General features: G+C 45.5%; 25 protein-coding genes and 2 rRNA genes. 7 read left to right on the plus strand and 20 right to left on the minus strand.

Going from position 1 to position 26819, the window contains the following annotated elements; genetic code table 11:
• Positions 1-59: 59 nt before the first annotated feature.
• From MTX11_RS04350 to MTX11_RS04365, 4 genes are all read left to right on the plus strand, one after another.
• A 23S ribosomal RNA gene (locus MTX11_RS04350) occupies positions 60-2954 on the plus strand.
• Positions 2955-3145: 191 nt separating this feature from the next.
• Positions 3146-3260: ribosomal RNA gene (gene rrf / locus MTX11_RS04355) — 5S ribosomal RNA — on the plus strand.
• A gap of 188 nt (positions 3261-3448) precedes the next feature.
• On the plus strand, positions 3449-4621 hold the full coding sequence (locus MTX11_RS04360; protein WP_243474454.1) for a PQQ-dependent sugar dehydrogenase: 1173 nt from the start codon (positions 3449-3451) through the stop codon (positions 4619-4621).
• A gap of 448 nt (positions 4622-5069) precedes the next feature.
• Positions 5070-5465 (plus strand): tautomerase family protein, encoded by a 396-nt coding sequence (locus MTX11_RS04365; protein ID WP_243474455.1) that lies wholly within the window; start codon positions 5070-5072, stop codon positions 5463-5465.
• Between the two features lie 268 nt (positions 5466-5733).
• On the opposite strand, the gene MTX11_RS04370 is transcribed toward MTX11_RS04365, so the two are convergent.
• The 5 genes from MTX11_RS04370 to ribF all read right to left on the minus strand — a co-directional run bounded on the left by MTX11_RS04370 (position 5734) and on the right by ribF (position 11332).
• Positions 5734-6276, minus strand: coding sequence for an NADPH-dependent FMN reductase (locus tag MTX11_RS04370; protein ID WP_243474456.1), 543 nt, complete (start codon positions 6274-6276; stop codon positions 5734-5736).
• Between the two features lie 136 nt (positions 6277-6412).
• Positions 6413-6895 (minus strand): FKBP-type peptidyl-prolyl cis-trans isomerase, encoded by a 483-nt coding sequence (locus MTX11_RS04375; protein ID WP_004281217.1) that lies wholly within the window; start codon positions 6893-6895, stop codon positions 6413-6415.
• Positions 6888-7427, minus strand: coding sequence for a signal peptidase II (lspA, locus tag MTX11_RS04380; protein WP_004281218.1), 540 nt, complete (start codon positions 7425-7427; stop codon positions 6888-6890). The genes MTX11_RS04375 and lspA overlap by 8 nt, the downstream gene beginning before the upstream one ends.
• Positions 7420-10266 carry an isoleucine--tRNA ligase gene (gene ileS, locus MTX11_RS04385; protein ID WP_243474457.1) on the minus strand — a complete coding sequence of 949 codons (2847 nt, stop codon included), beginning with the start codon at positions 10264-10266 and terminating at the stop codon, positions 7420-7422. Before ileS ends, lspA begins: the two co-directional genes overlap by 8 nt.
• A 64-nt stretch (positions 10267-10330) precedes the next feature.
• A complete protein-coding gene (gene ribF, locus MTX11_RS04390; RefSeq protein WP_243474458.1) occupies positions 10331-11332 on the minus strand; it encodes a bifunctional riboflavin kinase/FAD synthetase in 1002 nt (333 codons plus the stop codon).
• A 243-nt stretch (positions 11333-11575) separates the two neighbouring features.
• On the opposite strand from ribF, the gene MTX11_RS04395 reads away from it, so the two are divergent.
• Complete coding sequence (locus MTX11_RS04395) at positions 11576-12139, plus strand: 5'-methylthioadenosine/S-adenosylhomocysteine nucleosidase family protein (RefSeq protein ID WP_243474459.1); 564 nt, start codon at positions 11576-11578, stop codon at positions 12137-12139.
• Positions 12140-12205: 66 nt separating this feature from the next.
• Here MTX11_RS04395 and MTX11_RS04400 read toward each other — a convergent pair whose 3' ends face one another.
• The 14 genes from MTX11_RS04400 to ubiG form a co-directional block, all read right to left on the minus strand.
• Entirely contained in the window at positions 12206-12826 is a 621-nt protein-coding gene (locus tag MTX11_RS04400) for a TetR family transcriptional regulator C-terminal domain-containing protein (RefSeq protein WP_004281222.1), read from the minus strand.
• 322 nt (positions 12827-13148) lie between these two features.
• Positions 13149-13955: an ABC transporter ATP-binding protein gene (locus tag MTX11_RS04405; RefSeq protein WP_005261485.1), complete on the minus strand. Its 807-nt coding sequence runs from the start codon at positions 13953-13955 to the stop codon at positions 13149-13151.
• Between the two features lie 21 nt (positions 13956-13976).
• Positions 13977-14792 carry an aliphatic sulfonate ABC transporter permease SsuC gene (gene ssuC / locus MTX11_RS04410; RefSeq protein ID WP_243474460.1) on the minus strand — a complete coding sequence of 272 codons (816 nt, stop codon included), beginning with the start codon at positions 14790-14792 and terminating at the stop codon, positions 13977-13979.
• The gene (gene ssuD / locus MTX11_RS04415) at positions 14792-15967 is read right to left on the minus strand and encodes an FMNH2-dependent alkanesulfonate monooxygenase (protein ID WP_243474461.1); all 1176 of its coding nucleotides are present in this window, start codon (positions 15965-15967) and stop codon (positions 14792-14794) included. Before ssuD ends, ssuC begins: the two co-directional genes overlap by 1 nt.
• A 36-nt stretch (positions 15968-16003) precedes the next feature.
• On the minus strand, positions 16004-16999 hold the full coding sequence (locus MTX11_RS04420) for an aliphatic sulfonate ABC transporter substrate-binding protein (RefSeq protein WP_243474462.1): 996 nt from the start codon (positions 16997-16999) through the stop codon (positions 16004-16006).
• A 24-nt stretch (positions 17000-17023) separates the two neighbouring features.
• Entirely contained in the window at positions 17024-17980 is a 957-nt protein-coding gene (locus tag MTX11_RS04425) for a sulfonate ABC transporter substrate-binding protein (protein WP_243474463.1), read from the minus strand.
• 333 nt (positions 17981-18313) lie between these two features.
• Positions 18314-19657 carry an amino-acid N-acetyltransferase gene (argA, locus tag MTX11_RS04430; RefSeq protein WP_004729045.1) on the minus strand — a complete coding sequence of 448 codons (1344 nt, stop codon included), beginning with the start codon at positions 19655-19657 and terminating at the stop codon, positions 18314-18316.
• Positions 19658-19789: 132 nt separating this feature from the next.
• Complete coding sequence (locus MTX11_RS04435) at positions 19790-20176, minus strand: RcnB family protein (RefSeq protein ID WP_005108202.1); 387 nt, start codon at positions 20174-20176, stop codon at positions 19790-19792.
• Positions 20177-20417: 241 nt separating this feature from the next.
• Positions 20418-20804 (minus strand): RcnB family protein, encoded by a 387-nt coding sequence (locus tag MTX11_RS04440; RefSeq protein WP_243474464.1) that lies wholly within the window; start codon positions 20802-20804, stop codon positions 20418-20420.
• 315 nt (positions 20805-21119) lie between these two features.
• Entirely contained in the window at positions 21120-21275 is a 156-nt protein-coding gene (locus MTX11_RS04445) for a hypothetical protein (protein WP_005105291.1), read from the minus strand.
• A 184-nt stretch (positions 21276-21459) separates the two neighbouring features.
• On the minus strand, positions 21460-21879 hold the full coding sequence (locus MTX11_RS04450; RefSeq protein WP_004281232.1) for a hypothetical protein: 420 nt from the start codon (positions 21877-21879) through the stop codon (positions 21460-21462).
• Between the two features lie 156 nt (positions 21880-22035).
• Positions 22036-22782: a YciK family oxidoreductase gene (locus MTX11_RS04455; protein ID WP_243474465.1), complete on the minus strand. Its 747-nt coding sequence runs from the start codon at positions 22780-22782 to the stop codon at positions 22036-22038.
• Between the two features lie 39 nt (positions 22783-22821).
• Positions 22822-23511 (minus strand): HAD family hydrolase, encoded by a 690-nt coding sequence (locus tag MTX11_RS04460; protein WP_243474466.1) that lies wholly within the window; start codon positions 23509-23511, stop codon positions 22822-22824.
• Positions 23508-24236, minus strand: a complete 729-nt coding sequence (ubiG, locus tag MTX11_RS04465) for a bifunctional 2-polyprenyl-6-hydroxyphenol methylase/3-demethylubiquinol 3-O-methyltransferase UbiG (protein ID WP_243474467.1) — start codon at positions 24234-24236, stop codon at positions 23508-23510. The genes MTX11_RS04460 and ubiG overlap by 4 nt, the downstream gene beginning before the upstream one ends.
• Positions 24237-24463: 227 nt before the next feature.
• Between ubiG and MTX11_RS04470 the strand changes: the two genes are divergently transcribed.
• A complete protein-coding gene (locus MTX11_RS04470; protein WP_004281236.1) occupies positions 24464-25078 on the plus strand; it encodes a thiol:disulfide interchange protein DsbA/DsbL in 615 nt (204 codons plus the stop codon).
• A 54-nt stretch (positions 25079-25132) separates the two neighbouring features.
• On the opposite strand, the gene MTX11_RS04475 is transcribed toward MTX11_RS04470, so the two are convergent.
• Positions 25133-25834: a TetR family transcriptional regulator gene (locus tag MTX11_RS04475; protein WP_243474468.1), complete on the minus strand. Its 702-nt coding sequence runs from the start codon at positions 25832-25834 to the stop codon at positions 25133-25135.
• Between the two features lie 210 nt (positions 25835-26044).
• Between MTX11_RS04475 and rph the strand changes: the two genes are divergently transcribed.
• A complete protein-coding gene (gene rph / locus MTX11_RS04480; RefSeq protein WP_004281238.1) occupies positions 26045-26761 on the plus strand; it encodes a ribonuclease PH in 717 nt (238 codons plus the stop codon).
• Positions 26762-26819: the final 58 nt, after the last annotated feature.

The following is a 26819-nucleotide window of genomic DNA, read 5'->3' on the forward strand; positions in this document are numbered from 1 at the left end:
ATCATCACAATCTGTTGCTTATCCCACTTGTAAGGATAAACGACTGTTTGGGGTTGTATAGTCAAGTAATTAAGTGCATGTGGTGGATGCCTTGGCAGTCAGAGGCGATGAAAGACGTGATAGCCTGCGAAAAGCTCCGGGGAGGCGGCAAATATCCTGTGATCCGGAGATGTCTGAATGGGGAAACCCACTTACCATAAGGTAGGTATTGCAACATGAATACATAGTGTTGCAAGGCGAACGAGGGGAAGTGAAACATCTCAGTACCCTTAGGAAAAGAAATCAATTGAGATTCCCTCAGTAGCGGCGAGCGAAAGGGGAAGAGCCCATTAAGTCATATAAGTTCTAGTGGAACGCTCTGGGAAGTGCGACCGTAGACGGTGATAGTCCTGTACACGAAAGGGCTTATATGATGATGTCGAGTAGGGCGAGGCACGTGAAACCTTGTCTGAATATGGGGGGACCATCCTCCAAGGCTAAATACTCCTGACTGACCGATAGTGAACCAGTACCGTGAGGGAAAGGCGAAAAGAACCCCTGTGAGGGGAGTGAAATAGATCCTGAAACCGCATGCATACAAGCAGTGGGAGCCGACTTGTTCGGTGACTGCGTACCTTTTGTATAATGGGTCAGCGACTTATATTCAGTAGCAAGGTTAACCGCATAGGGGAGCCGTAGGGAAACCGAGTCTTAATAGGGCGCATTAGTTGCTGGGTATAGACCCGAAACCAGGTGATCTATCCATGAGCAGGTTGAAGGTTGGGTAACACTAACTGGAGGACCGAACCCACTGTCGTTGAAAAGCCAGGGGATGACTTGTGGATAGGGGTGAAAGGCTAATCAAACTTGGTGATAGCTGGTTCTCCCCGAAAGCTATTTAGGTAGCGCCTCGGACGAATACCATTGGGGGTAGAGCACTGTTTCGGCTAGGGGGTCATCCCGACTTACCAAACCGATGCAAACTCCGAATACCAATGAGTACTATCCGGGAGACAGACTGCGGGTGCTAACGTCCGTAGTCAAGAGGAAAACAATCCAGACCGCCAGCTAAGGCCCCAAAATTATAGTTAAGTGGGAAACGATGTGGGAAGGCATAGACAGCTAGGAGGTTGGCTTAGAAGCAGCCACCCTTTAAAGAAAGCGTAATAGCTCACTAGTCGAGTCGGCCTGCGCGGAAGATGTAACGGGGCTAAAACTATATGCCGAAGCTGCGGATGCATAATTTATTATGCGTGGTAGGGGAGCGTTCTGTAAGCCGATGAAGGTGGATTGAGAAGTCTGCTGGAGGTATCAGAAGTGCGAATGCTGACGTGAGTAACGACAATGCGAGTGAAAAACTCGCACGCTGAAAGACCAAGGGTTCCAGTCCAACGTTAATCGGGGCTGGGTGAGTCGACCCCTAAGGCGAGGCCGAGAGGCGTAGTCGATGGGAAATTGGTTAATATTCCAATACTTCTGTGTAATGCGATGAGAGGACGGAGAAGGTTAAGTCAGCCTGGCGTTGGTTGTCCAGGTGGAAGGTTGTAGGCATGTATCTTAGGCAAATCCGGGGTACTCTATGCTGAGAACTGATAGCAAGCTGTACTTGTACAGTGAAGTGGCTGATACCATGCTTCCAGGAAAAGTCTCTAAGCTTCAGTTACACAGGAATCGTACCCGAAACCGACACAGGTGGTCAGGTCGAGTAGACCAAAGCGCTTGAGAGAACTCTGCTGAAGGAACTAGGCAAAATGGTACCGTAACTTCGGGAGAAGGTACGCTGCTTTTGGTGATGGAACTTGCTTCCTGAGCTGAGAGCAGCCACAGAAACCAGGCCCCTGCAACTGTTTATTAAAAACATAGCACTCTGCAAACACGAAAGTGGACGTATAGGGTGTGATGCCTGCCCGGTGCTGGAAGGTTAATTGATGGGGTTAGCGTAAGCGAAGCTCTTGATCGAAGCCCCAGTAAACGGCGGCCGTAACTATAACGGTCCTAAGGTAGCGAAATTCCTTGTCGGGTAAGTTCCGACCTGCACGAATGGCATAATGATGGGGGCGCTGTCTCCAGCAGAGACTCAGTGAAATCGAATTCGCCGTGAAGATGCGGTGTACCCGCGGCTAGACGGAAAGACCCCGTGAACCTTTACTGCAGCTTGACATTGAACTTTGATCTTACTTGTGTAGGATAGGTGGGAGGCTTTGAAGTCGCGACGCTAGTTGCGATGGAGCCGTCCTTGAAATACCACCCTGGTAATATTGAGGTTCTAACTCTGTCCCGTTATCCGGGACGAGGACCATGTCTGGTGGGTAGTTTGACTGGGGCGGTCTCCTCCTAAAGAGTAACGGAGGAGTACGAAGGTGCGCTCAGCGTGGTCGGAAATCACGCGTAGAGTATAAAGGCAAAAGCGCGCTTAACTGCGAGACCCACAAGTCGAGCAGGTACGAAAGTAGGTCTTAGTGATCCGGTGGTTCTGTATGGAAGGGCCATCGCTCAACGGATAAAAGGTACTCTGGGGATAACAGGCTGATACCGCCCAAGAGTTCATATCGACGGCGGTGTTTGGCACCTCGATGTCGGCTCATCTCATCCTGGGGCTGAAGCAGGTCCCAAGGGTATGGCTGTTCGCCATTTAAAGAGGTACGCGAGCTGGGTTTAGAACGTCGTGAGACAGTTCGGTCCCTATCTACCGTGGGCGTTGGAAATTTGAGAGGATCTGCTCCTAGTACGAGAGGACCAGAGTGGACGAACCTCTGGTGTACCGGTTGTCACGCCAGTGGCATCGCCGGGTAGCTATGTTCGGAAGGGATAACCGCTGAAAGCATCTAAGCGGGAAGCCTACCTCAAGATAAGATTTCCCCGAGACTTTATGTCTCCTAAAGAGCCGTTGAAGACTACGACGTTGATAGGTTGGATGTGGAAGCATAGTGATATGTGAAGCTGACCAATACTAATTGCTCGTGAGGCTTGACTATACAACACCCAAACAGTTGTTGTACGAACTTCGAAAGAAGTGAGGATCAATTGATTCGATATTAAGCAAAACAGCTTGATTTAGTGAACGCTAAAGAACAAAATACCCAACTCAGATATACCTGTTAATGAATTCTATTTGGTAGAAAGCAAGGCAAAACGTAAGACCTAGCAAGTATCCATAAACAGTTGTGCTGGCGACCATAGCAAGAGTGAACCACCTGATCCCTTCCCGAACTCAGAAGTGAAACCTCTTAGCGCTGATGGTAGTGTGGGGTTACCCATGTGAGAGTAAGTCATCGCCAGCTCATTATTCGAAACACCCCCAACTAAGGTTGGGGGTGTTTTTTTATGTGCAAAAATTATAAATAAAACTTCAAAATTAACTCGTTTTATAGTTTTTAAAATGTATCTATTTACCTTTCTCTGCTGAATTTACATTATAAATTCTGTATCTTGATATTAATTTGAACAATAAATCAGTATGGAGAAGATAATGTTGTCGCAATTTAAAATAAAAATTCTACTCAGTTGTTGTGCTTTAGCATTTACTGCCTGTCATGCAGAGAATTCATCTTCTAGAAGTAGTCAAGAGGTATCTACATCAGCTGCCAAATCGGATGCAGTCTCTTCTAACTTGCAAAAATATAAGGTTGAACAGGTTGCTCAATTTAATGAGCCGTGGGCGATTACTACTTTAAAGGATGGCCGACTATTAATTACTGAGCGCAAAGGAAAATTGCAGCTCTTTGATCCAAAAACCAAGAAAAAAATTGAAGTTAAAGGCATACCTCAAGTCGCATATGGAGGCCAGGGTGGCTTAGGCGAAGTTGCTTTACATCCTGATTTTGCAAAGAATCGGTGGGTATATCTGAGCTATGCTGAACAAGGCCAAGGCGGATATGGTGCAGTGGTGATCCGGGGTAAATTAAACTTAAATCAAGCCACTCCTCAACTCACACAAATTGAACGGATCTGGACGCAAGTGCCGAAATTTTCAGGCCAGGGACATTATGCCCATCGGATTGTATTCGGGTCGGATGGTAAGTTATGGATCAGTTCAGGAGAACGTCAGCAATTCAACCCTGCACAGGATGTGCAATCCAATGCCGGTAAAATTATTCGCCTGAATGATGATGGCTCAATCCCTGCCGATAATCCGTTTATGACTCAGGGTAAAATTGCCCGGCAGGTCTGGAGTCTTGGACATCGTAATCCTCTAGGCATGGCTTTTGATCCGAAAGGGCAGATTTGGGTGATCGAAATGGGACCGAAAGGCGGCGATGAACTGAACAAGATTGTCAAAGCTAAAAATTATGGTTATCCACTGGTATCCAATGGCGATCATTATGACGGTAAGCCGATTCCTGACCACAGTACCCGACCTGAATTTGAAGCTCCGGCACTGGATTGGACTCCGGTAATTTCTCCTTCAGATTTAATTTTTTATACTGCTAATATCTTCCCGAAATGGAAAAATAAAGCGATTGCTACCGGTCTGTCTTCCAAGGCGATTGTGATTGTGGATACGATCCAGACCCCAGTGAAAGAAGTTCAGCGTCTGGATATGAAAGAGCGGATTCGTGGAGTTGCTCAGGCACAGGATGGTTCACTGTGGGTGATTCAAGATGGTCCGCAAGCAGCTCTGTTAAAAATGACAGCACCTTAATCCTCTGCTTTTAGGATGCTTATCTAAATATGAAATATTGAATAAGCTGACCATCTGGATAAAAATCTTTTTAAGCTGATGCTGGCATGAAAAGAAAAAGGCCTCTACATCCTGTGAAGGCCTTTTCATATTCTGTTAAAGGTATAATGTCTGTTATACCAATCAGCATCCTGCTACGTGAATTTTTTAATTTTTCTTACAAGACTTCCTGTCTTGGTATGATCTGAATATAGTCTGAAGCGATACAGCGCAATAGGGCAATTTGACTGCATGGATTGTAGGTCAAAGTCGACAGTCGAATTTTAAAAATACTGTTTCAAAATGATCATCTGACCAAATCATAAACTGCGGTGATGATTTTGCTGTATGTTAGCGAGAGAATACTCGTTTGATATGCATCAACTGATATAAATAAAAACGTCCATAAAATAATAAAAAGGAAACTCTTATGCCTACGATTCAAATTGAAGTTCGGCAACAATATCCTCAAGCAGTTGAGGAACAATTGCTCAACAGTGTATTTCATTGTGTAAAAACTGCCTTTCAGCTGCCTGAATATGATCGTAATATTCGTCTGGTCGTGCATGAAGCGCATCGTTTTCAGTATATGAGTCATTTAGCTCAGCCTGAATATTTTACCTTGATCAGTATTGACTGTTTTGCTGGCCGCAGTCTGGAGACCAAGCGCAATTTGTATCAGCAGATGGTCAAAAGTCTCGGAGAAATCGGCATTCCTGCAGATCATATTCTGATTCATCTGAGAGAAAGTGCACTAGAAAATTGGGAGATCCGGGGAGGGCAGGCCGCCTGTGATGTTGATCTCGGCTTTAAGGTTGATGTTTGATGCATTCCGATCACTACTCTAGTTAAACCTAAAGTTTAAACAGAAAAGCCTCAACATCCTGTCGAGGCTTTTCTGGATTTGCTTCTCAGATCTGACTCCTGTCTAATCTGTCAACGTCCTGTTGATTGGCGCTTTTTATTGTTGTCGTATCGCTTTGCAGACTTCCTGTCTGTCTATGTACTCACTATAGCCTCGCATAAAATGACTGCATAGCGGCTAAACTCTGCGCTGCATGTAGGCTAAAACGTACAGGGCTGTCGTCCAGTCATTAAGCACTGACATATTGAATCAGTCTATCCACTACAGCTTTTAAGTTTTTATTATCAAATTCATTGCCTTGGAAGGAATAATCTTTGTTGCGTGCAAAGATGTCACGGATTTCGATCACGGCATTGGTATCTACCAGTCCAAGTTGAGTGCCGACTTGACGAATCTGGTCAATCGAACGTGATCCGTTGGTCGCACCATAACCAATATAAGCTGCCGGTTTGCCTTGCCATTCCTTGCCGAGATAATCCAGGGCATTTTTCAGGGCAGGGCTATAGCCATGATTGTATTCAGGCGTGACAAAAATAAAGGCATCGCCAAGCGCAATTTTATCTGCCCACTCTTGCTGTTTGGGCTGATCATAAATCCCGGTCAATGGGGGATGAGCGCCAGAAAATAGCGGAAGATCCCATTCTTTTAGATCGACAATTTCAGTTTCTAAAGTGCTAAAGGCATAACTTTTAATTTCCTGCAGGACCCAGTGCGCCACTTTAATCGCAGTACGTCCCTCACGCACACTCCCAACCACAATATAAATTTTCATGTTTCATCCTTTCTTCGGGTCTGGTCATCAAATTAAATTAATCAGATTTCAGGAAGGTGACTAGAGATGATTTGTATCCGGAATATAAAAAAGCTCCCGAAGGAGCTTTTTTAAAATCAGTTAATTAGCTGATGTCTTACATCAGTTTAATGCCTTGCTGACCCGCAGGTGTCACTTTAAAGATTTCCACTTCAAAAGTGATGTTTTTGCCTGCCAATGGATGGTTAAAGTCTACTTCAGTGATGTCATCATTCACCGATCTCACCACACCATACAAGGTGGCTTTGGCTTTATCTTCAAACTCGATCATGTGACCTTCGATCGGACGTTCTCCGAACTTCACCGTATCAAATTTCTGGATGTTTTCTGGATTCCATGGACCAAAAGCATCTTCTGGCGGCAGGCTCACCGTACGACGGTCACCGGCACGTAAACCAAACAATGCTTTTTCAAAACCAGGCAGTAAATTGCCATCACCAATCACCAGGCTGACCGGTTCTTCACGGCTACGGGTATTGTCAATTTCCACGCCATTTTCGATTGCGACAGAAAAGTGCAGCTCGACTTTAGAACCGTCTGCAACCCGGGTTTCTTCGTTAGGATGAATAAAATCAGTCATGTTGTGCTTGCGCCCGTTGAATTCGATGTTTTTCTAAGAAAAAGGTATCAATCAGCATCAGAATAGTGCCTACAGTAATAGCACTATCTGCGATATTGAACGCAGGGAAGTGGCTGTTCTGGTAATACACATGAATAAAATCGACTACATAGCCGAGGCTGACCCGGTCGATTAAATTACCGATGGCACCACCCAGAATCAGGGCAATCGCCAATGGTAAAATTTTCATGTCTTTTGGCATGCGCATCAGCCAAAACACAAAGATTACAGACACTAAACCTGCCAGTGAAGTAAAGAAATAGCGTTGCCAACCACCGGCATCGGACAGGAAACTAAAGGCAGCGCCATAGTTATGTAGCAGTGTCCAATTTAAAAAGGGCAGCACAGGAACAGGATCTGCATAGTTCAGATTTGTCACTGCAATCCATTTGGTCCATTGATCCAGAATGATCGCCAGAATGGCCAGTCCAACCCACCATAAATTATGTGGATAGAACTGGAATAAGCCCTTTTTGGTGTGGGTATTAGGCATATTTTCTCTCTTCGCCTTGGCCTGTAGGAAGGTTGATGATACAACGACCGCATAGACCAGGATGTGCAGAATGTGTATTTACATCTGGTAATACATGCCAGCAACGTACGCATTTTTCGCCATCAGCTGCTGAAACTTTCACATTCAAGCCTTCAAGATCAGACGCTTCACCTTGTGCTGCATCAAACTCATTGACGATCACTTGTGATGTGATCAGTACGAAACGAAGCTCATCACTTAACTTATCTAGCACTGCTTTTAATTCGGCATTTGCCCAAAGTTCAACTTTGGCAGACAAGTTAGAACCGACAGTTTTCGCGGTACGTGCAGTTTCAATGAATTTGTTTACTGCAGATTTCACGGCAATGAGCGTTTGCCATTCAGCTTCAGATACTACATTTGCAGTTGAAGCCACAGGAATATCATACCATTCAGCCGTGAACACGTATTTCTCTGATTGCTCAGGAATTAACGGCCAAGCTTCTTGTGCAGTGAAGCTCAGGATTGGTGACATCCAACGCACGAATGCTTGTACCAAGTGATACAACGCAGTTTGTGCAGAATGACGTGCTTGCGAATCCGCTTTCGTGGTGTATTGACGGTCTTTGATGATGTCTAAGTAGAAACCACCCAAGTCATTGATACAGAAATTAGTCAGAGCAGTCGTTACGATATGGAAGTTCATATCTTCGTATGCTTTCTTAATGGTTTCTTGCACTTCAGATGCACGTTGCAGAATGTATTGATCCAGCGCGATCAATTGATCTACAGGAAGCGCATCTGTTGATGGTTTGAAGCCATTCAGGTTAGCAAGTAAGAAACGAAGCGTGTTACGGATACGACGATAACCGTCAGAGGCACGGCTAAAGATTTCTTTACCAGCGGTCATTTCATAACGGTAATCCGCAGAGGCGATCCAGAAACGTAAACCATCCGCACCCATATCTTTAATGATGTCTTGTGGCGTGATCACGTTACCGATCGACTTGGACATCTTGCGGCCTTTTTCATCGACCACGAAACCGTGGGTCAACAAGCCTTTATACGGTGCGCGTTCGTTAATCGCAATCGAAGTCAATAACGACGACTGGAACCAGCCACGGTGTTGGTCTGAACCTTCTAGATATAAATCGGCAGGATCAGTCAGTTCTTCACGTTCACGCAGTACGGCATAGTGCGTTGTACCTGAATCGAACCAAACGTCTAGCGTGTCGCGTACTGCATTATATTGTTCAGCGTCCGCACCGATAAACTCAGATGCATCACGGTTGTACCAACCATCAATGCCTTCCTGCTCGATTAGTTTCGCGACTTCTTCGATCAGTTCAGGCGTACGCGGGTGCAATTCATTGGTATCTTTATGCACGAAGAATGGAATTGGCACGCCCCAAGTACGTTGACGTGAGATACACCAGTCTGGACGGCCTTCAATCATCGCCTGGATACGGTTTTTACCCCAGTCCGGTACGAAGCTGATCTCGTTTTCAATCGCATTTAAGGCATTCTGACGTAGACCTTTGGCATCCATGCTGATGAACCATTGTGGTGTCGCACGGAAGATAATCGGGGTTTTATGGCGCCAGCAATGCGGGTAGCTATGCTTGATCACCACATGTGCCCAAAGCTTGGTCGCTTCAGTTAATGCTGCAATAATTTTTGGATTGGCTTTGTAGATGTGCTCGCCCGGGAAGATTGGCGAAGTCGGTAAATACACACCATTACCGCCGACTGGGTTTTCTACTTTTAAGTTGTACTGTAAACCAACTTTATAGTCGTCCACACCGTGGCCCGGTGCGGTATGTACTGCACCTGTACCGCTAGCATCGGTGACGTGTTCACCCAAGATCACTGGCACTTGGCGTTCAGCAATTAAAGGATGTTGAAGAACTAAATTCTCAAGTTTTGCACCTGTGAATTCAGCAAGCACTTCAAATGCAGTAAAGCCATAACGCTGAGTTGCAGACTCAACCAATGATTTCGCAAGGATGAAGTTTTGTGATGCTTTGTTTTCACCAGTTGCTTTCACCAGTTGGTATTCAAGTTCAGCGTGGAGTGCAACCGCTTGGTTAGCAGGCATCGTCCAAGGCGTTGTTGTCCAAATCACGATGTCCGTACGATCAGCAACTTCTACGCCTACACGTACAGATAAATCAGCTAAATCTACAACGGTGAAACCGACGTCAATTGCATCCGATTTTTTATCTTCGTATTCAACTTCAGCTTCAGCCAATGATGAACCACAGTCTAGACACCAGTTGACTGGTTTCAGACCTGGCTCGATATGACCTGCTTTCGCGATTGCACCCAATGAACGTACGATGTCAGCTTCTTGTTTGAAGTTCATCGTTAAGTAAGGATTGTCCCAATCCCCGAATACGCCCATACGTACGAAGTCTTTCTTTTGAAGCTCAACTTGGGTGTAGGCATATTCACGGCAGGCTTTACGGAAGGTAGATGCATCCACTTTTACGCCGACTTTACCGACTTTTTCTTCGACTTTGAGTTCGATTGGCAAACCGTGACAGTCCCAGCCCGGTACATACGGTGCATCAAAACCATCCATGACACGACTTTTGATAATGATGTCTTTGAGTACTTTGTTGACCGCATGACCCAAATGGATTTGACCATTGGCATAAGGAGGGCCGTCATGAAGCACGTATTTTTTCTTGCCAATACGCGATTCACGAATCTGCTGATAAATGTTGTCGGCATACCACTCTTCTAACCATTTCGCTTCACGTACTGCCAAATTTGCTTTCATTGCAAAGTCAGTACCTGGGAGGTTTAGCGTGGCTTTATAGTCCACTGCATTTTCAGGAGTTTGCTTATCGCTCATGCAAGTCGTCTTCCAATCTAATCAGTTATGTCACTGACACGTTTTACAATAAAAATATGGGATATTAAAAGGGAAATGTGGGGTGATTTCGACGAAACTCAAGCAGTTTCTCGACATCATCATCAATTCCGGCTTTTAGCGCTTCAAGCGAAGGATAGTCCTTTTCGCCATGTAAATAGTTTAAGAACGTCACCCGCATCAACAGGCCATACAGATTAGCAGAAACATCTGGAAAATGTATTTCTAATCGCCACTCTGGATGTGCTTGTTTGATGGCTGGACGTGTGCCGACATGACCTGCCCCAAACAGAGCAGTGGGGTCATAACCTGCAATGCCTGTTTGCGCTGCAGAATCGGCTTTTACCTTGTCTTTTAAGGATAGGGTTTCGCAAATGACTTCAACCCCATAAATTCCCTTGAGGCAGGGCTTATGACGGTTAAGGCGTACATTAATGGTCGGGAAATCAATAGTTCGACCAATCTGATCACCATATTGCACCCGCCCGGTAATGCTATAAGGACGACCCAGCAATTGTGCGGCCAAGGCTAAATCACCGGCTTGCAAGGTCTGGCGAATCCGGGTGGAACTGACACGCTCACCATCCAGAGCAATGGTATTTAAATTGGTCACTTCAAAGCCGTAATTGCGCAAGAATTCGCTGTTGCCTTGGCGGTTTTTACCAAAGTGAAAATCATCGCCTAAGACCAGATGTCGGGCATTGAGTTTTTCTTTTAAAATGTCGGCAAAAGCTTCTGCAGTCAGGCTGCGAAAAGTATGGTCAAATTTCGCCACTGCGATATAGTCCACACCCAGCTCAGTCAGATATTCAACTTTTTCACGCAATGATGAAATACGCGGTGGAGCATCATAACCCTGAAAGTATTCAAGTGGTTGCGGCTCGAAAATCATCACTACAGATTTTAAACCCTGTGCTTTGGCCACCTGTTGCAGCTGACGGATCATCGCCTGATGGCCTAAATGCACGCCGTCAAAATTACCGATGGTCACGGCAGTTTTGGGTAATTCAGAATGAGAGGCTAGAGCATTTAGACGGAGCAGCTGCATGGGCAAATCAAGTGATTAGAAATATCGAGAGGCTATATATTGCCATAATCTCGCGCTTTCGTCTTGTTGTTGTGTTTTTATGCAATATTTTTCTTGAAAATTCATTTTCCTGAATATCAAATCAGATTGTTTTTCGACGCTTCAAATGGATCCGATCAGCGCATTCCTGCTTTTCATTCAGCGAATTTTGCTTTCTAATGTCAGCGCTTTTCTTTGTATTTTTCTTTGTATCAGGTATTTCAAATGTCCAATCTGGCACTCATCATGGCGCTACCCAATGAATCAAAAGGCTTGTTTGAAGCTCAAGGCATAAATGTACATTACAGCGGAATTGGTAAAGTGAATGCAGCCTTTAAAGCCTTCGAGGTGATTCAAAAAACGGGCTGCACAACCTTGCTGAATTTGGGTACAGCTGGCAGCTCGCATTTTAATGCCCATGAACTGATTGAAGTCAGTCAGTTTGTACAGCGTGATATGGATGTTTCACCACTTGGTTTTGAAGTCGGTGTAACACCCATGGATCAACATTTCCCGGGTGCGATTGAGTTGGATTCTTTCTTTGACCATTTACCGAAAGGGATTTGTGGCACAGGCGACAGCTTTGAAACCGGTATTTCAAAAGTGACGTGTAATCTGGTGGATATGGAAGGCTATGCCTTGGCCAAAGTCTGTAAAAAGCTGGGCGTTCGGCTGATTTCAGTGAAATACATTAGTGATGGAGCCAATGGGACTGCGCATCTGGATTGGGAAGAAAATCTGTTGCTAGGTGCGAAAAAATTATTAGATTTATATCAAATGGTAAAATAAATAGGAAGGTTAAGTTTGCTCGGCGACCATAGTAGCTATGGTCGTGTGCCAATCAGAAGCGCTTGCTTATTTATCCGTACGTGGAATCACGCCGTATAACATCATATGTACCGTATGCTGGATAATGCGTTGCTGCATGCTGCGGTTACGCAAGGTTTTACCCGTGACCATTTCCATTTGGGTCGCAAAGTCTGCATAGTTCTGGGTAATCGCCCAAATATTCAGAATCAGTAACTCAGGATCAATATCTGCAGAAATTTTGCCTTGCTCCTGCCAGTTGGAAATCACTTTGGCTTTACGCTTGACCAGTTTTTTCAGCGGACCTTTTAAAATTTCCAGAATATGCGGTGCACCTTGAATTACCTCCAAAGCAAATAAACGGGATGCTTTAGGCTGGGTACGCGACACTTCAATTTTTTGCATCAAATAATTGGTGATCGCTTCTTCAGGTTCAAGTTCAGCTTCAAGGGTTTGTAAAGGCGCCAACCATTTTTGTAGAACGGTGGTTAACACCTCAACATACAGGGCTTCTTTATTTTCATAATAATAGAAAATATTCGACTTATGCATTTCTGCAATTTGTGCGATTTCATCCAGACTTGCCCCATTAAAACCATATAGGGAAAATACGTCTAGTGCAGCATTTAGCAGCTGATTGCGTTTTTGAGTACTCTTTTTTTGTTCCATTAGCAAATATAAAAAACAATGAAAAAGGGAATCCTCAATTGTACGGCAAATCATCAGATTTGTGCACACAGTCACAGGCTAATTTTTTGAATAATGATGATTTATTCTCTAGATCAATATTTAAAACAGGGTAAATGCATTTACACCAAGAGAAAAATTCAAGTTTCTGAAAATACTTCATTTATTCATTTTTTTTCTTCATCAATGCAAGAGAGGAATAATACTGAAATGAATCTGATAAAAATGTTCTCTTATTGAGATAAATGTATTTTTATAAGAATAAGACCCAAAACCATGCGCGATTTTGGGTTGGATTGAGTATTCAGGTCGCTAAAACTGCCTGCAAGACCTGCTGTTCTAGTTCTGCAAATGTCACACTTTTTTGCCGGGGACGTGGCAAATTGACCTTAAATTCTTTGGCAATATGGCCTTTGTCCAGCAAGATAATCCGGTCTGCCAGTTGCACGGCTTCACTGACATCATGCGTGACCAGAATGGCGGTAAAGCCTTGCTCGGTCCAGAGACGTTCAATCAGGTTCTGCATTTCCAGACGTGTCAGAGCATCCAGGGCGCCGAGCGGTTCATCCAGCAGTAGAATACGCGGCTGATGCGATAATGCCCTCGCCAAGGCGGTACGTTGCCGTTGTCCTCCAGAAAGCTGTGAAGGCCACAGTCCAGCTTTTTCTTTGAGTCCGACCTTTTCCAGCATTTGCGAAGCTTTGGCATGCTGCTCCTTCGGTAAACCGAGTTGAACATTCTGTTCGATGCTGCGCCAGGGGAGCAGGCGAGGGTCCTGAAACATCACCCGGATATCATCGGTAGTAATGCCTTCGCGAATATGCCGGGCTGACTTAAACTTGATTTCGCCGTAGCTTTGCTGTTCCAGATCGGCAATCAGGCGCAATAAGGTACTTTTACCACAACCGCTGCGACCAACAATTGCCAGAAATTCACCCGGCTGGATATGCAGGTCCAGATCTTCCAGAACCTTGACCGAACCGTAAAACTTGTGCAGCTGTTCAATGATAATTTCGGCACCGATCACTGCAGCAGGATTGATCTCTTCCGCAGGTTGGTCCAGTGGCACAATCGGGTCATTGGCATGACGCCCTAAACTGAGATCAGTCATCACATGCTCCTCATTTATTCTTTATTTTTGATAGCCGGCATGCCAGCGCAGCAGGAATCGCTCTAAGGCCACGGCCAGAACATCGGCCAGTTTGCCGAGCAGGGCATACAATAAAATACCTACCAGAACCACGTCAGTTTGCAAAAATTCACGTGCATTCATGGTCATATAACCAATACCAGACTGGGCGGAAATGGTTTCGGCCACGATTAACAATACCCAGACCAGACCTAGAGAAAAACGCAGTCCGACCAGAATTGACGGCATCGCACCCGGCAGAATAATTTCTTTATACAGTTGCCAGCGAGTTAAGCCATAGCTTTTGCCCATCTCGATCAATTGCGGATCGACGGAACGAATCCCATGATAGGTATTGATATAAATCGGGAAAAATACCCCAATCGCCACCAGAAACAATTTGGCAGATTCATCAATCCCGAACCATAAGATGACTAGGGGAATGAGTGCCAGTGCAGGAATATTGCGGATCATCTGCAAGGTGGTATCGAGCAGGGTAGAGGCAGTTCTGGATGAACCATTTAACAGACCCAGCAATAGGCCCAAACCACCACCTACCAATAATCCGCTGATGGCACGTCCTGCACTGACTTGTACATGCGTCCATAGTTCACCACTAAGCAATAAGTTCCAGAAGGCTAAAATAACAGCACTCGGTGCAGGCAGAATCCGGCTTTCCAACAGGCCTATGCCAGAGGCAATCTGCCAGATCGCAATCAAAAAAACTGGAACCAGCCAGGGCAGCAGATGCTGTCCCAGAATTGTTCCACGTGAAACCTGCTTTTGGGCCAAGGTTTCAACGGAAACGACTTTTGACATTAAGCAGACTCCTTAATTTTGTCAGCCTGCTTGTTCTCGTCCGGTGTGTAGTTGTTCGCCACGATTTCGCCAAATGGACCGGTCAAGTTTGGTTGAGTGAGTTTTTGCTGGGTTTCCAGTGGAAGTAACGGGAATACCAGTTCGGCAAAACGGATGGATTCTTCCAGATGCGGATAGCCTGAGAAAATAAAGGTGCTGATCCCAAGATCGGCATATTCCTGGATACGTGCAGCGACGGTTTCCGGATCACCGACCAGTGCCGTACCTGCACCACCACGAACCAGACCCACACCTGCCCACAGGTTCGGAGAAACTTCGAGTTTGCTGCGGTCGCCCTTATGCAGTTCTGCCATACGGCGCTGACCGACTGAGTCCATGGATTTGAATTTGGCTTGAGCTGCAGCGATAGTGGCATCATCCACATATTGAATCAGTTCTTCAGCCGCCGCCCAGGCCTGCTCATTGGTTTCGCGTACGATTACGTGTAAACGGATCCCGTAATTCAGTTCACGACCTTTAGCTGCAGCCTTGGCTTTTACCACTGCAATTTTTTCTTTGACTGCGGCCGGTGGCTCGCCCCAGGTCAGGTAGGTGTCGACCTGATCCGTAGCCAGTTCAATGGCATCATCCGATGAACCGCCAAACCATAAAGGCGGATGTGGCTGCTGGATGGGTGGATACAGCAATTTTGCATCATCGACACTTAAGCGTTCGCCATGGAAACTAAAGCTTTGCCCAGTATGCGAGCGTTTTAAAATTTCACGCCAGATGGTGGTGTATTCGGTCGCCGTTTTATAGCGGGTTGTGTGATCTTCATAGACGCCGTCACCTTTTAGTTCCTGCTCGTCACCGCCAGTCACCAGATTCAGCAGCACCCGGCCATTGGACAAACGGTCAAAGGTCGCAGCCATGCGTGCAGCCAGTGCCGGGGTGGTCACGCCCGGACGCAACGCCACCAGGAATTTTAATTTTTTAGTGGCATCAATTAGGCTGGCGGCAGTTAACCATGGATCTTCACAAGAACGGCCGGTTGGAATCAGGACCCCCTCATAACCTAAGTTATCTACCGCAACGGCAATCTGCTTCATGTAGGCATGATCTACAACACGTGCGCCCTTGCTGGTACCTAAATAACGACTGTCGCCATGAGTGGGGATAAACCAGAAAATTTTCATGTGATATTCCTTAAATTAAATCATCTTGTTTGCTAATCAATATGTGGCTGCTGGCGACCAAATCTGTTTCTGGACGCTGATGGTTTTGGGAATCAGTTGAACCTGCTGGAAGAGATCGGCAATATTCTGTTGGGCTTTGATCACTTCCGGAGTTAAGGGTTGAACCGGCGAAGGTTTAAGACGACGCTCAAAAGCAATCTTTGCCACTTCTGGTTTCAGACCGGTACTTTTCTGATAAATATCTAGAGCTACAGCCTGGTTTTTAAGAATCCACTGGTCAGAGGCATTTAAAGCCTGAATAAACTTGCCGGGAGTATCCGGATGCTTCTTAATAAATTCGGGATTGCCGATATAAAAGGAGTAGGTTTGCGGAAAGTCACTGGATTCAATCAGCACCTTAACTTGGCTGTCGAACTCGGCTGCACCCAGGAAGGGATCCCAGATTGCCCAGGCATCAATGGCTTTTTTGTCAAAAGCAGCACGTGCATCCGCAGGGGGAAGCCAAATGGCTTGAATCTCTGACCACTCCAATCCTGCTTTTTCCAGGGTTTTGGCCAGAAGTTCATGGGCACTTGAACCTTTTTGAACCGCGATCCGTTTTCCTTTCAACTGTTGAATGTTTTGAATCGCACTGTCTTTCGGCACGACCACGGCCAAAGAATTTCCCGCCACTTTTTCAAAGGCCACGTAGCTCAGGGCTTTGTCTGCCGCCTGTGCAAAAATAGGCGGAGTATTTCCCACATAGCCATAATCCACTGCACCGACCGCTAAGGCTTCCAGCATTTGTGGACCTGCCGGAAACTCTTTCCATTCAATTTTGGCATTCGGGAATTGTTGTTCTAATAGCTTTTCATCGCGTGCCACCAGCAGATTCAAGGCTGATTTCTGAAAGCCAATCGCAATGGTTTTTACCGGTTGTGTTGCTTTGGTGTCTGCAGCAGTCTTTTGCTGTGCTTCCTGTTTCTGACAGCCAGTCAGACTAAAGCTCAATAACGCTAAACTGATATAAGAAACTGTTTTTAAATGACTCATCTTTATTCTCGAATTATTCTGCTGTTATTTAATAATTGCTGCATCAATATTCAGCTTTTGTGGAATCAGCTGCTGCGCATAAAACGCATCGGCGACCTGTTGCTGTTTTTGAATCACGTCAGTCGTGAGGGATTTAACACCGAAGCCCATGCGTGAAATAGAGGTTTTTAAGACATCGACGGCTAGACCTGTCGGTTTTTGCAGGAGCTGAGCGGCAGCGTCCTGATTTTTTGCGACCCAGTCCGTGGTCAGGTTTAGTTCGTTGACCACCGCCTGTACCACCTGAGGATGGCTTTCTGCGAACTTGTGATCTGCCAGATAGAATTGGTGGTTGCTCACCACATTTTCACCGCTGGCAATGACACGCGCACCAATCTGATGTTCAGCAGCTGCAAAGAACGGATCCCAGATGACCCAGGCATCAACTGCACCACGTTCAAATGCAGCACGTGCATCGGAAGGTGGTAGATAAATCACTTCAATATCACCGAGTGTCAGCTTGTTGGCTTCCAGAACTTTTAACAGCAGGTAATGCACATTTGAACCTTTGTTCAGGGCTACCCGTTTGCCTTTCAGATCCTGAATAGACTGGATTGGTGAATCTTTCGGTACAATCAAGGCTTCGGCCTTAGGTGCTTGCGGCTGATTGGCCACATAGACCAGATTTGAGTTGGCCGCCTGGGCAAAAATTGGCGGTGCTTCACCGGCTTCACCAAAAGAGACGCTGCCAACATTCAGGCCCTCAAGCAGTTGTGGGCCGGCAGGAAATTCTACCCATTTCACATTGACCCCTTGCTGTTTTAAGCTGGTTTCCAGCGTGCCGCGTTCTTTTAAAATAGGTAATATGCCGTATTTTTGGAAACCGATATTCAGGGTAATGGTCTCTTCTTTTTTCGAGCAGCCTGAAAGCATCATGACACCCACCATCGCGGTACCGAGTACCGCAGTCTTTGTTAAAAACTGAACATGAGATTGGCGCATGAATCAAAACTCCCGAAAGTGAAAAGCTAGTGAATGAAAACTTAGACACACGCTAATCGTTTTTGTTTTTCTAAAAAAATAACTATTCAGGAATTTCTAATGAAGAAAAAAGATAAATAAAAAAGCGCAAAACTTATGCAGAAAAGTGATTTATATAAAAATGAAGATTTAATATTTAAATTAATCAAACCTATGAAATTTATAGTTATTTTTTTAAATCTAATCTATTGATATGTTTAGCTAAAAACGAGTAATAGAATTTTAAAATTTAAAGCGAGATTGCCAGATATCTTTATCTAAAATTAAGCTAAAGCACTGAAAGAAAAAGCCACTTTAAAGTGACTTTTTGCAAACAATTGAATTACGTTGATAATTGTAAAATGCCTGACGGGCATCCGGCAGGTCATCGACTGAAGCCGGTTCAAAGCCTTGTTCCAGAAACCAGTGCGCGGTGCGGGTAGTTAAAATAAACAGTTGCTGAATCTGCATGCTTTTGGCTTTTTCTTCTAGATAATGCAGGATCTGGCTACCCCGATTAGACTTGCGATAACTGGGATGTACCGCAACACAGGCAATTTCTGCAGAACGCAATTCATCCCCTGTCGTCGGAATCGGGTAGAGGGCGGCACAGGCCAGAATCATGCCGTCCCGTTCGATTACGGCAAACTGGTTGATTTCATTTTCTAGGCGTTCACGCGAACGATAGACCAGAATGCCTTCTTCTTCCAGTGGACGCAGCAAACCGATCAGGCCACCGACATCCTGAATATCGGCCATCCGCACTTCTTCATAATGCGCGTCGGTGACCAGAGTTCCGGAACCATCCCGGGTGAACAGCTCTTCCAGCAGGGCACCATCATAGGCATAAGAAATCAGATGCACCCGATGTACGCCGTTCATTGAGGCTTCCTGTGCGGCTTTCAATTGTAGTCCTCTTTCAAGCGCATCTTGTTCGACCGGAATAAAATCATCCAGTTGTTGCGGTGTCACTTCGCGTTTGAGTTGGCCGTTACTGTCCATCAGACCATGCTGCTTACCGAGAAAAATCAGTTTATCTGCCTTAAGGCGAATCGCAGTTTTGGTAGCAACTTCTTCAGCCAGCAGATTAAAAACTTCTCCGGTAGTGGAATAACCGGTCGGGCCAAGCACCACAATATTATGACTGTCCAGATGGCGCTGAATCGCATCGGTATCAACCGCGCGCACTTCACCGGTCAACTGAAAATCGATACCATCGCGGATGCCATACGGCTTGGCGGTGACAAAATTCCCTGAAACGGTATCAATCCGGGCGCCATACATCGGCGAATTGGCCAGTCCCATAGACAGCAGTGCTTCAATTTGTAGGCGGATCGAACCGACGGCATTCATCACGCAGCTTAAAGATTCACGTGTGGTGACCCGACGCTGCTGGTAAAAAGGCGTCGTAATCTGGCTTTGAGCCAGATTCTGGTTAATTTGCGGACGTGCACCATGTACCAGAATCAGCCGAATGCCCAAAGAATGTAATAAAGCAATATCGTGAATAATATGCTGAAAGTTATCATTTAAGACGGCTTCGCCATCAAACATGATTACAAAGGTTTTATTGCGGTGCGCATTGATATAAGGCGCAGAATGGCGAAACCAGTGCACATATTGCAAAGTTGTGCTTTGTGACGTTTCTGCTGAAGTCATGCTGTGCCCATTTCAATGATTGAAGATCCAGCTTTGATTCTAATGAAAAAAAATGCAAGTGGAAGTGCAGATATAAAAAAACACCTGAAGGGGACTTCAGGTGTCTGCAAGACGAGCAGTAATGGAGAAAGCTTAGTTCATGATGCGTACAATTTTGTTGGTACGCTCATTGACCAGAACGTAGTCATTGTTGACCTTGTACCATTGCTGGAAACGACCGGTATTTGGCAAACGGCGTGCTTCGCGATCACTTACTTCAAAACGGTTGTTGTCATATTGGCGAGGTAAAGTTTGTCCTACGCGCCAGTCACGGCTTGGATTGACCATACGGTTGTTATGACGGCGGTCATCATTCCAGCGACGGTCGTCATTCCATTTCTTGCTGTCTTTGGCATTCCAGTGTGGCGCCGGTTTATGCGGATTATGGTCATAACGCGAGTCATGCTGTGGTGCTGCCATTGCAGAAGTAGCTAACAAAGCACTTAGAGATAACGCGATTGTAGTTAAGACTTTTTTCATGGCTCTCACCTTAAGATGTATATCTAATTTCGATGAGACTAAATTAGCGAACAAGTACATAGAAAGCGTGAGGGCTATTTAGTTAAATTGTTAAATTCATGAAGAAATTTAGTAGATGAATCACGCAGTCTAAAAACTGGAATAGCAGCAAGATTTGCAGATAAAAATTTCAGCCAGTGAAATAAAAAAGCCCAAACATGGTTGGGCCTTAAAGAAGATTAAATGTGAATACACTTCTGAACTAGTCACCCACGATGCGGATAATGCTGTTGTTTTCAGAATCCACCAGAATGTAGTCATTATTGACTTTGTACCATTGCTGCTTGCGGTCAGGTCGAGGCAGGCGATGGTCTTTGTATTCAACTTTATAGCCATTGCCACGATAATGCTGTGGCATCACATAACCCGGCTGCCAGCGTAACTGTTGCAGGCGTTTCACCCCACGTTCTTCACGCATACGGCGGTTATCCTGTTGCTCTTCCTCTCGGAACTCACGGGCTTTCTTCTTGTCATGACCATGACGTGAATCCATACGGGATTCATCATTGAAATGAGGGGCAGCGATGACGACATTGCTCAGCATGAATGTACTGCAAGACATTGCCAATGCCGCCAAAACCTTTTTCATGTTGAACCCTCATTAAATTGTTCATCTTCTACAGTGCCTAATGTACGGAAAAATTGCAGAGAAACTGTGAAGAACAGGCACAATTTTTATAACAAATGCAGAGATATTATGATGATGTCATGTTTTTACATGACTTTAGGCGACGGCATCACTTCTATAAAGTGGCCTATCGAGCTATGTCCTTATCTCATCAAAGCAAGGGCCAACATGCAAGCGAAAATCGATGATTTAGCTCAAAAAAACAGCATTGAATCAGCAAGAAAAAAGTTCATGATTTACTGAAACGGCAAAGAATTTTGCCAGTTTAGTTTGAGATTAATTCCATTGTTCTGCCAAACCCTGCAAGGACTGGATTGCTTCAGCCACCGATTCAGCTTGAAGAGCATCATCAAGTGCCACAATCAATGCTTCAGATAACTGCAACTGTTCAATCCGGTGAATCGTTTCAATTTTACGTTTTTGGTCAGCCATGCTGCGCTCCTGATTTGATCTATCTGTGATTCAAGAAAGCATAGTCCAATCAGTTTAATTTGGAAAACCGTATAATTTTATATATTTAATATGTAAATCCGATTTATTGTTATTTTTTGCAGGATTTTAAGAAAAAAAGGGCACTTTATCGAAAAGTGCCCAAGATTATTCAATGACCCAACTTTTAATAAGCGTAGTTCAGGTCAGTATAATCGTTGAGTGATTTCTGCACATGCGCCTGAATAAAGGCACGTACATCCTCGGCCGTCATGGCTTTGCCCTGATTGCTGATGACATGTTCGATTTCTGGCTGACCTTCAATTTTAATGCGATAAACAAAATGCTTGGCCAGACGATAACTGTCGTCTAATTTTTCAATGCCAGTCACATAATAATAGGCATGTTCAAAATTCAGATCCTGATGTGAAAATACAAATTGCTCGAACAATTTGAGTTTCTGAGCATTTTCGAGTGCTTTGATGTCATCCACGATACTGGCTTCAAACTTGGTGCCGTATTTCTCTGAAATAGGCTGTTGATCAATCAGCAGCGACACCATGCCATCGTCTAAATGGGTCACCGTAATATTGTTTAATTCAGTCATGATGCACTCGAGTGAAATATAGTGGGGCTTAGTATGCTGTTATTTTAATGAAACTCAATGCGAGCGGGGTGAACTTACTTAAGATTTATGCGCTGAATATGACTAAAAATGAAATAAAAAGGGAGCGATTGCTCCCTGAATGACAGACAGAATAATTTAATCCTGTGCATCAATACTCTGGCCATTCATATGCAGGCTGTCATTACCCATCAAATATAGATAAGCCGGCATGATTGAATCGGGGGTAGGCAGGGTTTTCGGATCTTCATTCGGATAGGCCTTGGCGCGCATGGCAGTCCGCGTTGCCCCGGGATTGATGCAGTTATAACGGATATTCGGATGTACCTGCTCTTTGGCAAATAACTGGCTTACCGCTTCAATAGCAATTTTAGAAACCGAATACGCACCCCAGCGTTCGCGGGCTTCGCGGCCTACACCTGAGCTGGCAAAAACCACAGAAGCATGTTGGGATTTGGATAATAACGGTAACAGCGCTTGGGTCATGACAAAGGGTGCACGCAGATTGACCGCCATCACATCATCCCAGACATTGACCGGATAATCCGCCAAGGGAACCCGTTCGCCTAAAATGCCGGCATTGTGCAGAATGCCGTCCAGACGACCAAACTGACGGTCTAGCGTATCGAGCAAAAGCTCATAATCCCGTTCTGAAGCACTCGATAGTTGTAGCGGCAAGATGGCAGGTTGCGGCGCACCCAAACTTTCAATTTCATCATAAATGACTTCGAGTTTGTTTAAGGTACGCCCATGCAGCACCACAGTTGCGCCATGCAAGGCATAACTGATTGCTGCTGCACGTCCAATGCCATCGCCCGCACCTGTGATTAGGATGATACGATCCTTGAGCAGATCGGGGCGAGGTTGATATGCTGAATATTTCATTATCTACCTCCTCACTTCTTATTATTTAGTGTTAAGCGTTCAAGATACCGCAGTATGCTGCTTCAGTACTAGTGTCTGAATCAATTGATGTAATTCTGGCACAGTATGCACGATATGGTCGGCCTGCCAGGCGTTTAAATCGTCTTTGTATTGCAACGGCAAATAACCATAAGCAGCCAGAATGGTCAGCATCTGGGCATGACGGCCGGCATCAATATCTCGTGGATGATCTCCGACATAGATACAGTCTTCCGCGGCAAGATTCAGTTGCTTGGCTGCCAGATACATCGGTTCAGGATCGGGTTTGGTCCGAGTGACATCTTCCGGACATACCAGCACTGCGCAGCGTTCACTCAGGTTCAGCGCTTGCAGTAAAGCCTCGCTGAGCCAGCGCGGTTTATTGGTCACAATCCCCCAAGGAATGTCATTTTCCTCTAGCTGTTCAAGTAATGGATACATGCCATCAAACAGATCGGTATCGACCGCAATATCTGCGCCGTACATGTCCAGAAAGCGCTGACGGTGTTGCAGAAAGACCGGATCTTCTAGTTGCAGTTCCGGATAAACCAGTTTCACCATAGCGCGAGCGCCTTCGGAGACCTGGGTACGAATCAGCTCGGGTGCAACCAGTGGGCGGCCTTCTTCACGGCACATCTGCTGGATAATTCGGATAAAATCGGCAGCGGTATCAATCAGGGTTCCATCTAGGTCAAATAAAATGGCTTTCATTCGTTAGTCTCTGCTGCGCTATCTTTCACGGTATAGACCATATAGTTCACATCAACATTTGGTGCCAGCCAATAACGCTTGGTCAGCGGATTATAGTGCAGACCGGTCATGTCTTTGAGCTTTAAACCCGAGTTGCGAATGTCATGTGCCAGTTCTGACGGCTTAATAAATTTGCTGTAATCATGGGTGCCTTTGGCCAGCATGCGCAAGACATATTCTGCCCCGATAATGGCGAATAAATAGGACTTTGGATTACGGTTAATGGTCGAGAAGAATACATGACCACCTGGCTTGACCAGCTTATGACAGGCCTGAATAATCGATGCCGGATCTGGCACATGCTCTAGCATTTCCATGCAGGTCACGATGTCATATTGGCCAGCCTGTTCCTCTGCCAGTTGCTCAACCGGCACCTGACGATATTCAATATTGTTCACACCTTCCTGTTCGGCATGGATGCGTGCCACATTTAAAGGGGCTGCGCCCATATCAATCCCGAGTACATCGGCACCGCGTCGCGCCATGCTTTCGGCCAGAATACCGCCACCACAGCCGACATCCAGCACTTTTTTGCCGCTCAGGCCTCCGGCATGTTCATCAATCCAGTTTAAACGCAGTGGATTAATCATGTGCAAGGGGCGGAACTCGGAATGCTGATCCCACCATATAGCTGCAAATGCTTCAAACTTGGCAATTTCTTGTGGATCAACATTCAATTGCGACATCGGTGTCACCTCAATCAGTCATGATTAGCTAAAAATATATATGTGCCGAATGGCCAGAGAAACTGATTTAAAACCTTGAAAATCAGTTCGATGGTTTAGTGTAGCGATTCTGGCAGAAAAAGCGATAAAAGCAGCAAAAAAGTTCACAGAATGAAAACGAAACCGGCATAATTGATTTATAGTGAACACATAAACTAAGCATAATGATTTAGAGGACGATAATCCGAATGAAAAAATTCCTTTTAGGCGCTGTTGCCGCATCTGTTTTGGCCTTTTCAGGCAATGCTATGGCCAATTTTGTGGCAGGTCAGGACTATCAGGTGGTTGCAAAACCAGTCAAAGTCGAAAAACCGGGCAGAATTGAGGTACGTGAATTCTTCTGGTACGGCTGTGGTCACTGTTTCGCGCTTGAACCACATATGCAGGGCTGGTTGAAAAAATTACCAAAAGATGTACGTTTTGTACGTACGCCGGCTGCAATGAATCCACTCTGGGAGCAGGCAGCGCGTGCTTATTATGTGTCTGAAGCATTGGGTGTGCGTCAAAAAGCACATTTACAATTATTCCATGATATTCATGATAAGCAACGTCCAATTTTAGAACAGGCGCAATTGGCCAAGTTCTATACCCGCTATGGTATTCCTGAAGCGAAATTTAACAGCACTTATAAATCTTTCCCGATCACTTCGAAAATTGCCCAAGCCAAAAATCTGGCTGCTCAGTATCAGTTAAGTGGTGTTCCGGCAGTGACCGTGAATGGTAAATATATTGTGCAGGGTAATGATGCCAAAGTCATTCAGGTGGTGAATTACCTGATCGAGAAAGAGCGTAAAGCCAAATAAGTCTGAACTGACGATCAGTAAAAAAAACCTGCATCATGATGCAGGTTTTTTTATTTAGGCAGGGGGAATGACCGCTTCATTGAGCACAGGGCTTGCGGTTTCAACTCTTTTGGCAGGTCGCCGGTACCAGTGCAAAATGCCACGTAGCAAGAGCTGCATCTGTAGCACGCTTTGGGTTTTAAAGGCATTGGATTGAGCGCGGCGCAGCTCTGGATCAACCTGATGCTGCAGATGAATCCAGCCCATGGCCCAGTTCAGGGACAGTTCAATCAGCATCTGTGCCAGAGCCTGCAAGTCCTGTGATGCCTGAATATGTCGGGTAGATTGTATCTTGGCCAGTTCATGCATGACATCTTCAGCCAGAAAATGAATTTCCCGTTCAATGCCGACACGTAACACGTCCGAACCGCCCCAACGTTCTGCCACAAAAAAAATCCAGGGTTCAGGATGATATTCGACGGCCTGAAAGAAGAGCTCAAGCCCGGTGTGGGTTCGGGTATTCGGCTGATACAGATAAGCCTGTCCCAGCTGATTGAGTACGCCCTTGATATGAATCGCAACCTGATCCAGCAATTCCAGACCCAACTGGTTCATATCCTGAAAATGCCGATAGAATGCCGTCGGCACCAGTCCGACTGCATTCGCAACTTCACGTAGGCTGATCGTGCTGAAAGCGCGGCCCTGACTGCTGAATGCCAGTGTCGCATCGAGTAACGCCTGATGACTTTGCTGCTTGCGATCTTCACGTAAGGACATAAATGGGTTTCCTATCACCGGCTTCCCTTATAGAGAGTTTTAGTCTAGCAAAAATTAAATTAAATCGTAGTGCCACAGATCGGCAGAATTTCGACAACTCGTAGCGAGCTGATGCATTGATTTTGTAAATGAATCGCCCGGCTGCCTAATCTTGGCAAAGGCTTCTGCTATACTGAGCCGCAATTATTTTGAACCCATACAGGACTTATTATGCGTATCGACCAACGAGCATTAGATCAATTACGTGAAGTGAAAATTACCCGTAACTATACACGTTATGCGGAAGGCTCTGTATTGGTTGAATTTGGTCATACCAAAGTACTGTGCACTGCCAGTGTGGATAGTTCTGTACCGCGTTTCCTCAAAGGTCAGGGCCAGGGCTGGGTAACGGCTGAATATGGCATGTTGCCACGTTCAACTCATACCCGTAGTGACCGTGAAGCGGCACGTGGCAAACAGAGTGGCCGTACTCAGGAAATTCAGCGTCTGATTGGTCGTAGCTTGCGCTCAATGGTCGATCTGAAAAAGCTGGGTGAAAATACCATTACTATCGACTGTGACGTGATTCAGGCTGATGGCGGTACCCGTACTGCAGCGATTACGGGTGCTGCGGTGGCTTTGGTCGATGCCATGAACGTCTTGCTGGAAAGAAAGAAAATCAAACATGATCCATTAAAAGGTTTGGTGGCTGCAGTTTCTGTGGGTATTTTTAAAGATGAAGTATTACTGGATCTTTGCTATGAAGAAGATTCAAACTGTCAAACCGATTTGAACGTGGTGATGACTCAGGCTGGTGAATTTATTGAAATTCAAGGTACTGCTGAAGACAAACCATTTACCCGTGCACAATCGAATGCCATGTTGGAAATGGCCGAGAAAGGCATTCAGGAACTGGTGAAAAAACAGCAAGAAGCTCTAGGCTGGTAATCCATCCCATGTTAATAAACGCATCTCCGGATGCGTTTTTTTATGCCTGAAATTTCAC

The sequence above is a fragment of the Acinetobacter lwoffii genome (assembly GCF_022809915.1).
GTDB lineage: Bacteria > Pseudomonadota > Gammaproteobacteria > Pseudomonadales > Moraxellaceae > Acinetobacter > Acinetobacter lwoffii_M.

What these genes read in the sequence shown, in the direction of transcription:
- MTX11_RS04360 (WP_243474454.1), top strand. Translation starts at nt 3,449, where the DNA reads ATGTTGTCGCAATTTAAAATAAAAATTCTACTCAGTTGTTGTGCTTTA.
- MTX11_RS04365 (WP_243474455.1), top strand. Translation starts at nt 5,070, where the DNA reads ATGCCTACGATTCAAATTGAAGTTCGGCAACAATATCCTCAAGCAGTT.
- MTX11_RS04370 (WP_243474456.1), bottom strand. Translation starts at nt 6,276, where the DNA reads ATGAAAATTTATATTGTGGTTGGGAGTGTGCGTGAGGGACGTACTGCG.
- MTX11_RS04375 (WP_004281217.1), bottom strand. Translation starts at nt 6,895, where the DNA reads ATGACTGATTTTATTCATCCTAACGAAGAAACCCGGGTTGCAGACGGT.
- lspA (WP_004281218.1), bottom strand. Translation starts at nt 7,427, where the DNA reads ATGCCTAATACCCACACCAAAAAGGGCTTATTCCAGTTCTATCCACAT.
- ileS (WP_243474457.1), bottom strand. Translation starts at nt 10,266, where the DNA reads ATGAGCGATAAGCAAACTCCTGAAAATGCAGTGGACTATAAAGCCACG.
- ribF (WP_243474458.1), bottom strand. Translation starts at nt 11,332, where the DNA reads ATGCAGCTGCTCCGTCTAAATGCTCTAGCCTCTCATTCTGAATTACCC.
- MTX11_RS04395 (WP_243474459.1), top strand. Translation starts at nt 11,576, where the DNA reads ATGTCCAATCTGGCACTCATCATGGCGCTACCCAATGAATCAAAAGGC.
- MTX11_RS04400 (WP_004281222.1), bottom strand. Translation starts at nt 12,826, where the DNA reads ATGGAACAAAAAAAGAGTACTCAAAAACGCAATCAGCTGCTAAATGCT.
- MTX11_RS04405 (WP_005261485.1), bottom strand. Translation starts at nt 13,955, where the DNA reads ATGACTGATCTCAGTTTAGGGCGTCATGCCAATGACCCGATTGTGCCA.
- ssuC (WP_243474460.1), bottom strand. Translation starts at nt 14,792, where the DNA reads ATGTCAAAAGTCGTTTCCGTTGAAACCTTGGCCCAAAAGCAGGTTTCA.
- ssuD (WP_243474461.1), bottom strand. Translation starts at nt 15,967, where the DNA reads ATGAAAATTTTCTGGTTTATCCCCACTCATGGCGACAGTCGTTATTTA.
- MTX11_RS04420 (WP_243474462.1), bottom strand. Translation starts at nt 16,999, where the DNA reads ATGAGTCATTTAAAAACAGTTTCTTATATCAGTTTAGCGTTATTGAGC.
- MTX11_RS04425 (WP_243474463.1), bottom strand. Translation starts at nt 17,980, where the DNA reads ATGCGCCAATCTCATGTTCAGTTTTTAACAAAGACTGCGGTACTCGGT.
- argA (WP_004729045.1), bottom strand. Translation starts at nt 19,657, where the DNA reads ATGACTTCAGCAGAAACGTCACAAAGCACAACTTTGCAATATGTGCAC.
- MTX11_RS04435 (WP_005108202.1), bottom strand. Translation starts at nt 20,176, where the DNA reads ATGAAAAAAGTCTTAACTACAATCGCGTTATCTCTAAGTGCTTTGTTA.
- MTX11_RS04440 (WP_243474464.1), bottom strand. Translation starts at nt 20,804, where the DNA reads ATGAAAAAGGTTTTGGCGGCATTGGCAATGTCTTGCAGTACATTCATG.
- MTX11_RS04445 (WP_005105291.1), bottom strand. Translation starts at nt 21,275, where the DNA reads ATGGCTGACCAAAAACGTAAAATTGAAACGATTCACCGGATTGAACAG.
- MTX11_RS04450 (WP_004281232.1), bottom strand. Translation starts at nt 21,879, where the DNA reads ATGACTGAATTAAACAATATTACGGTGACCCATTTAGACGATGGCATG.
- MTX11_RS04455 (WP_243474465.1), bottom strand. Translation starts at nt 22,782, where the DNA reads ATGAAATATTCAGCATATCAACCTCGCCCCGATCTGCTCAAGGATCGT.
- MTX11_RS04460 (WP_243474466.1), bottom strand. Translation starts at nt 23,511, where the DNA reads ATGAAAGCCATTTTATTTGACCTAGATGGAACCCTGATTGATACCGCT.
- ubiG (WP_243474467.1), bottom strand. Translation starts at nt 24,236, where the DNA reads ATGTCGCAATTGAATGTTGATCCACAAGAAATTGCCAAGTTTGAAGCA.
- MTX11_RS04470 (WP_004281236.1), top strand. Translation starts at nt 24,464, where the DNA reads ATGAAAAAATTCCTTTTAGGCGCTGTTGCCGCATCTGTTTTGGCCTTT.
- MTX11_RS04475 (WP_243474468.1), bottom strand. Translation starts at nt 25,834, where the DNA reads ATGTCCTTACGTGAAGATCGCAAGCAGCAAAGTCATCAGGCGTTACTC.
- rph (WP_004281238.1), top strand. Translation starts at nt 26,045, where the DNA reads ATGCGTATCGACCAACGAGCATTAGATCAATTACGTGAAGTGAAAATT.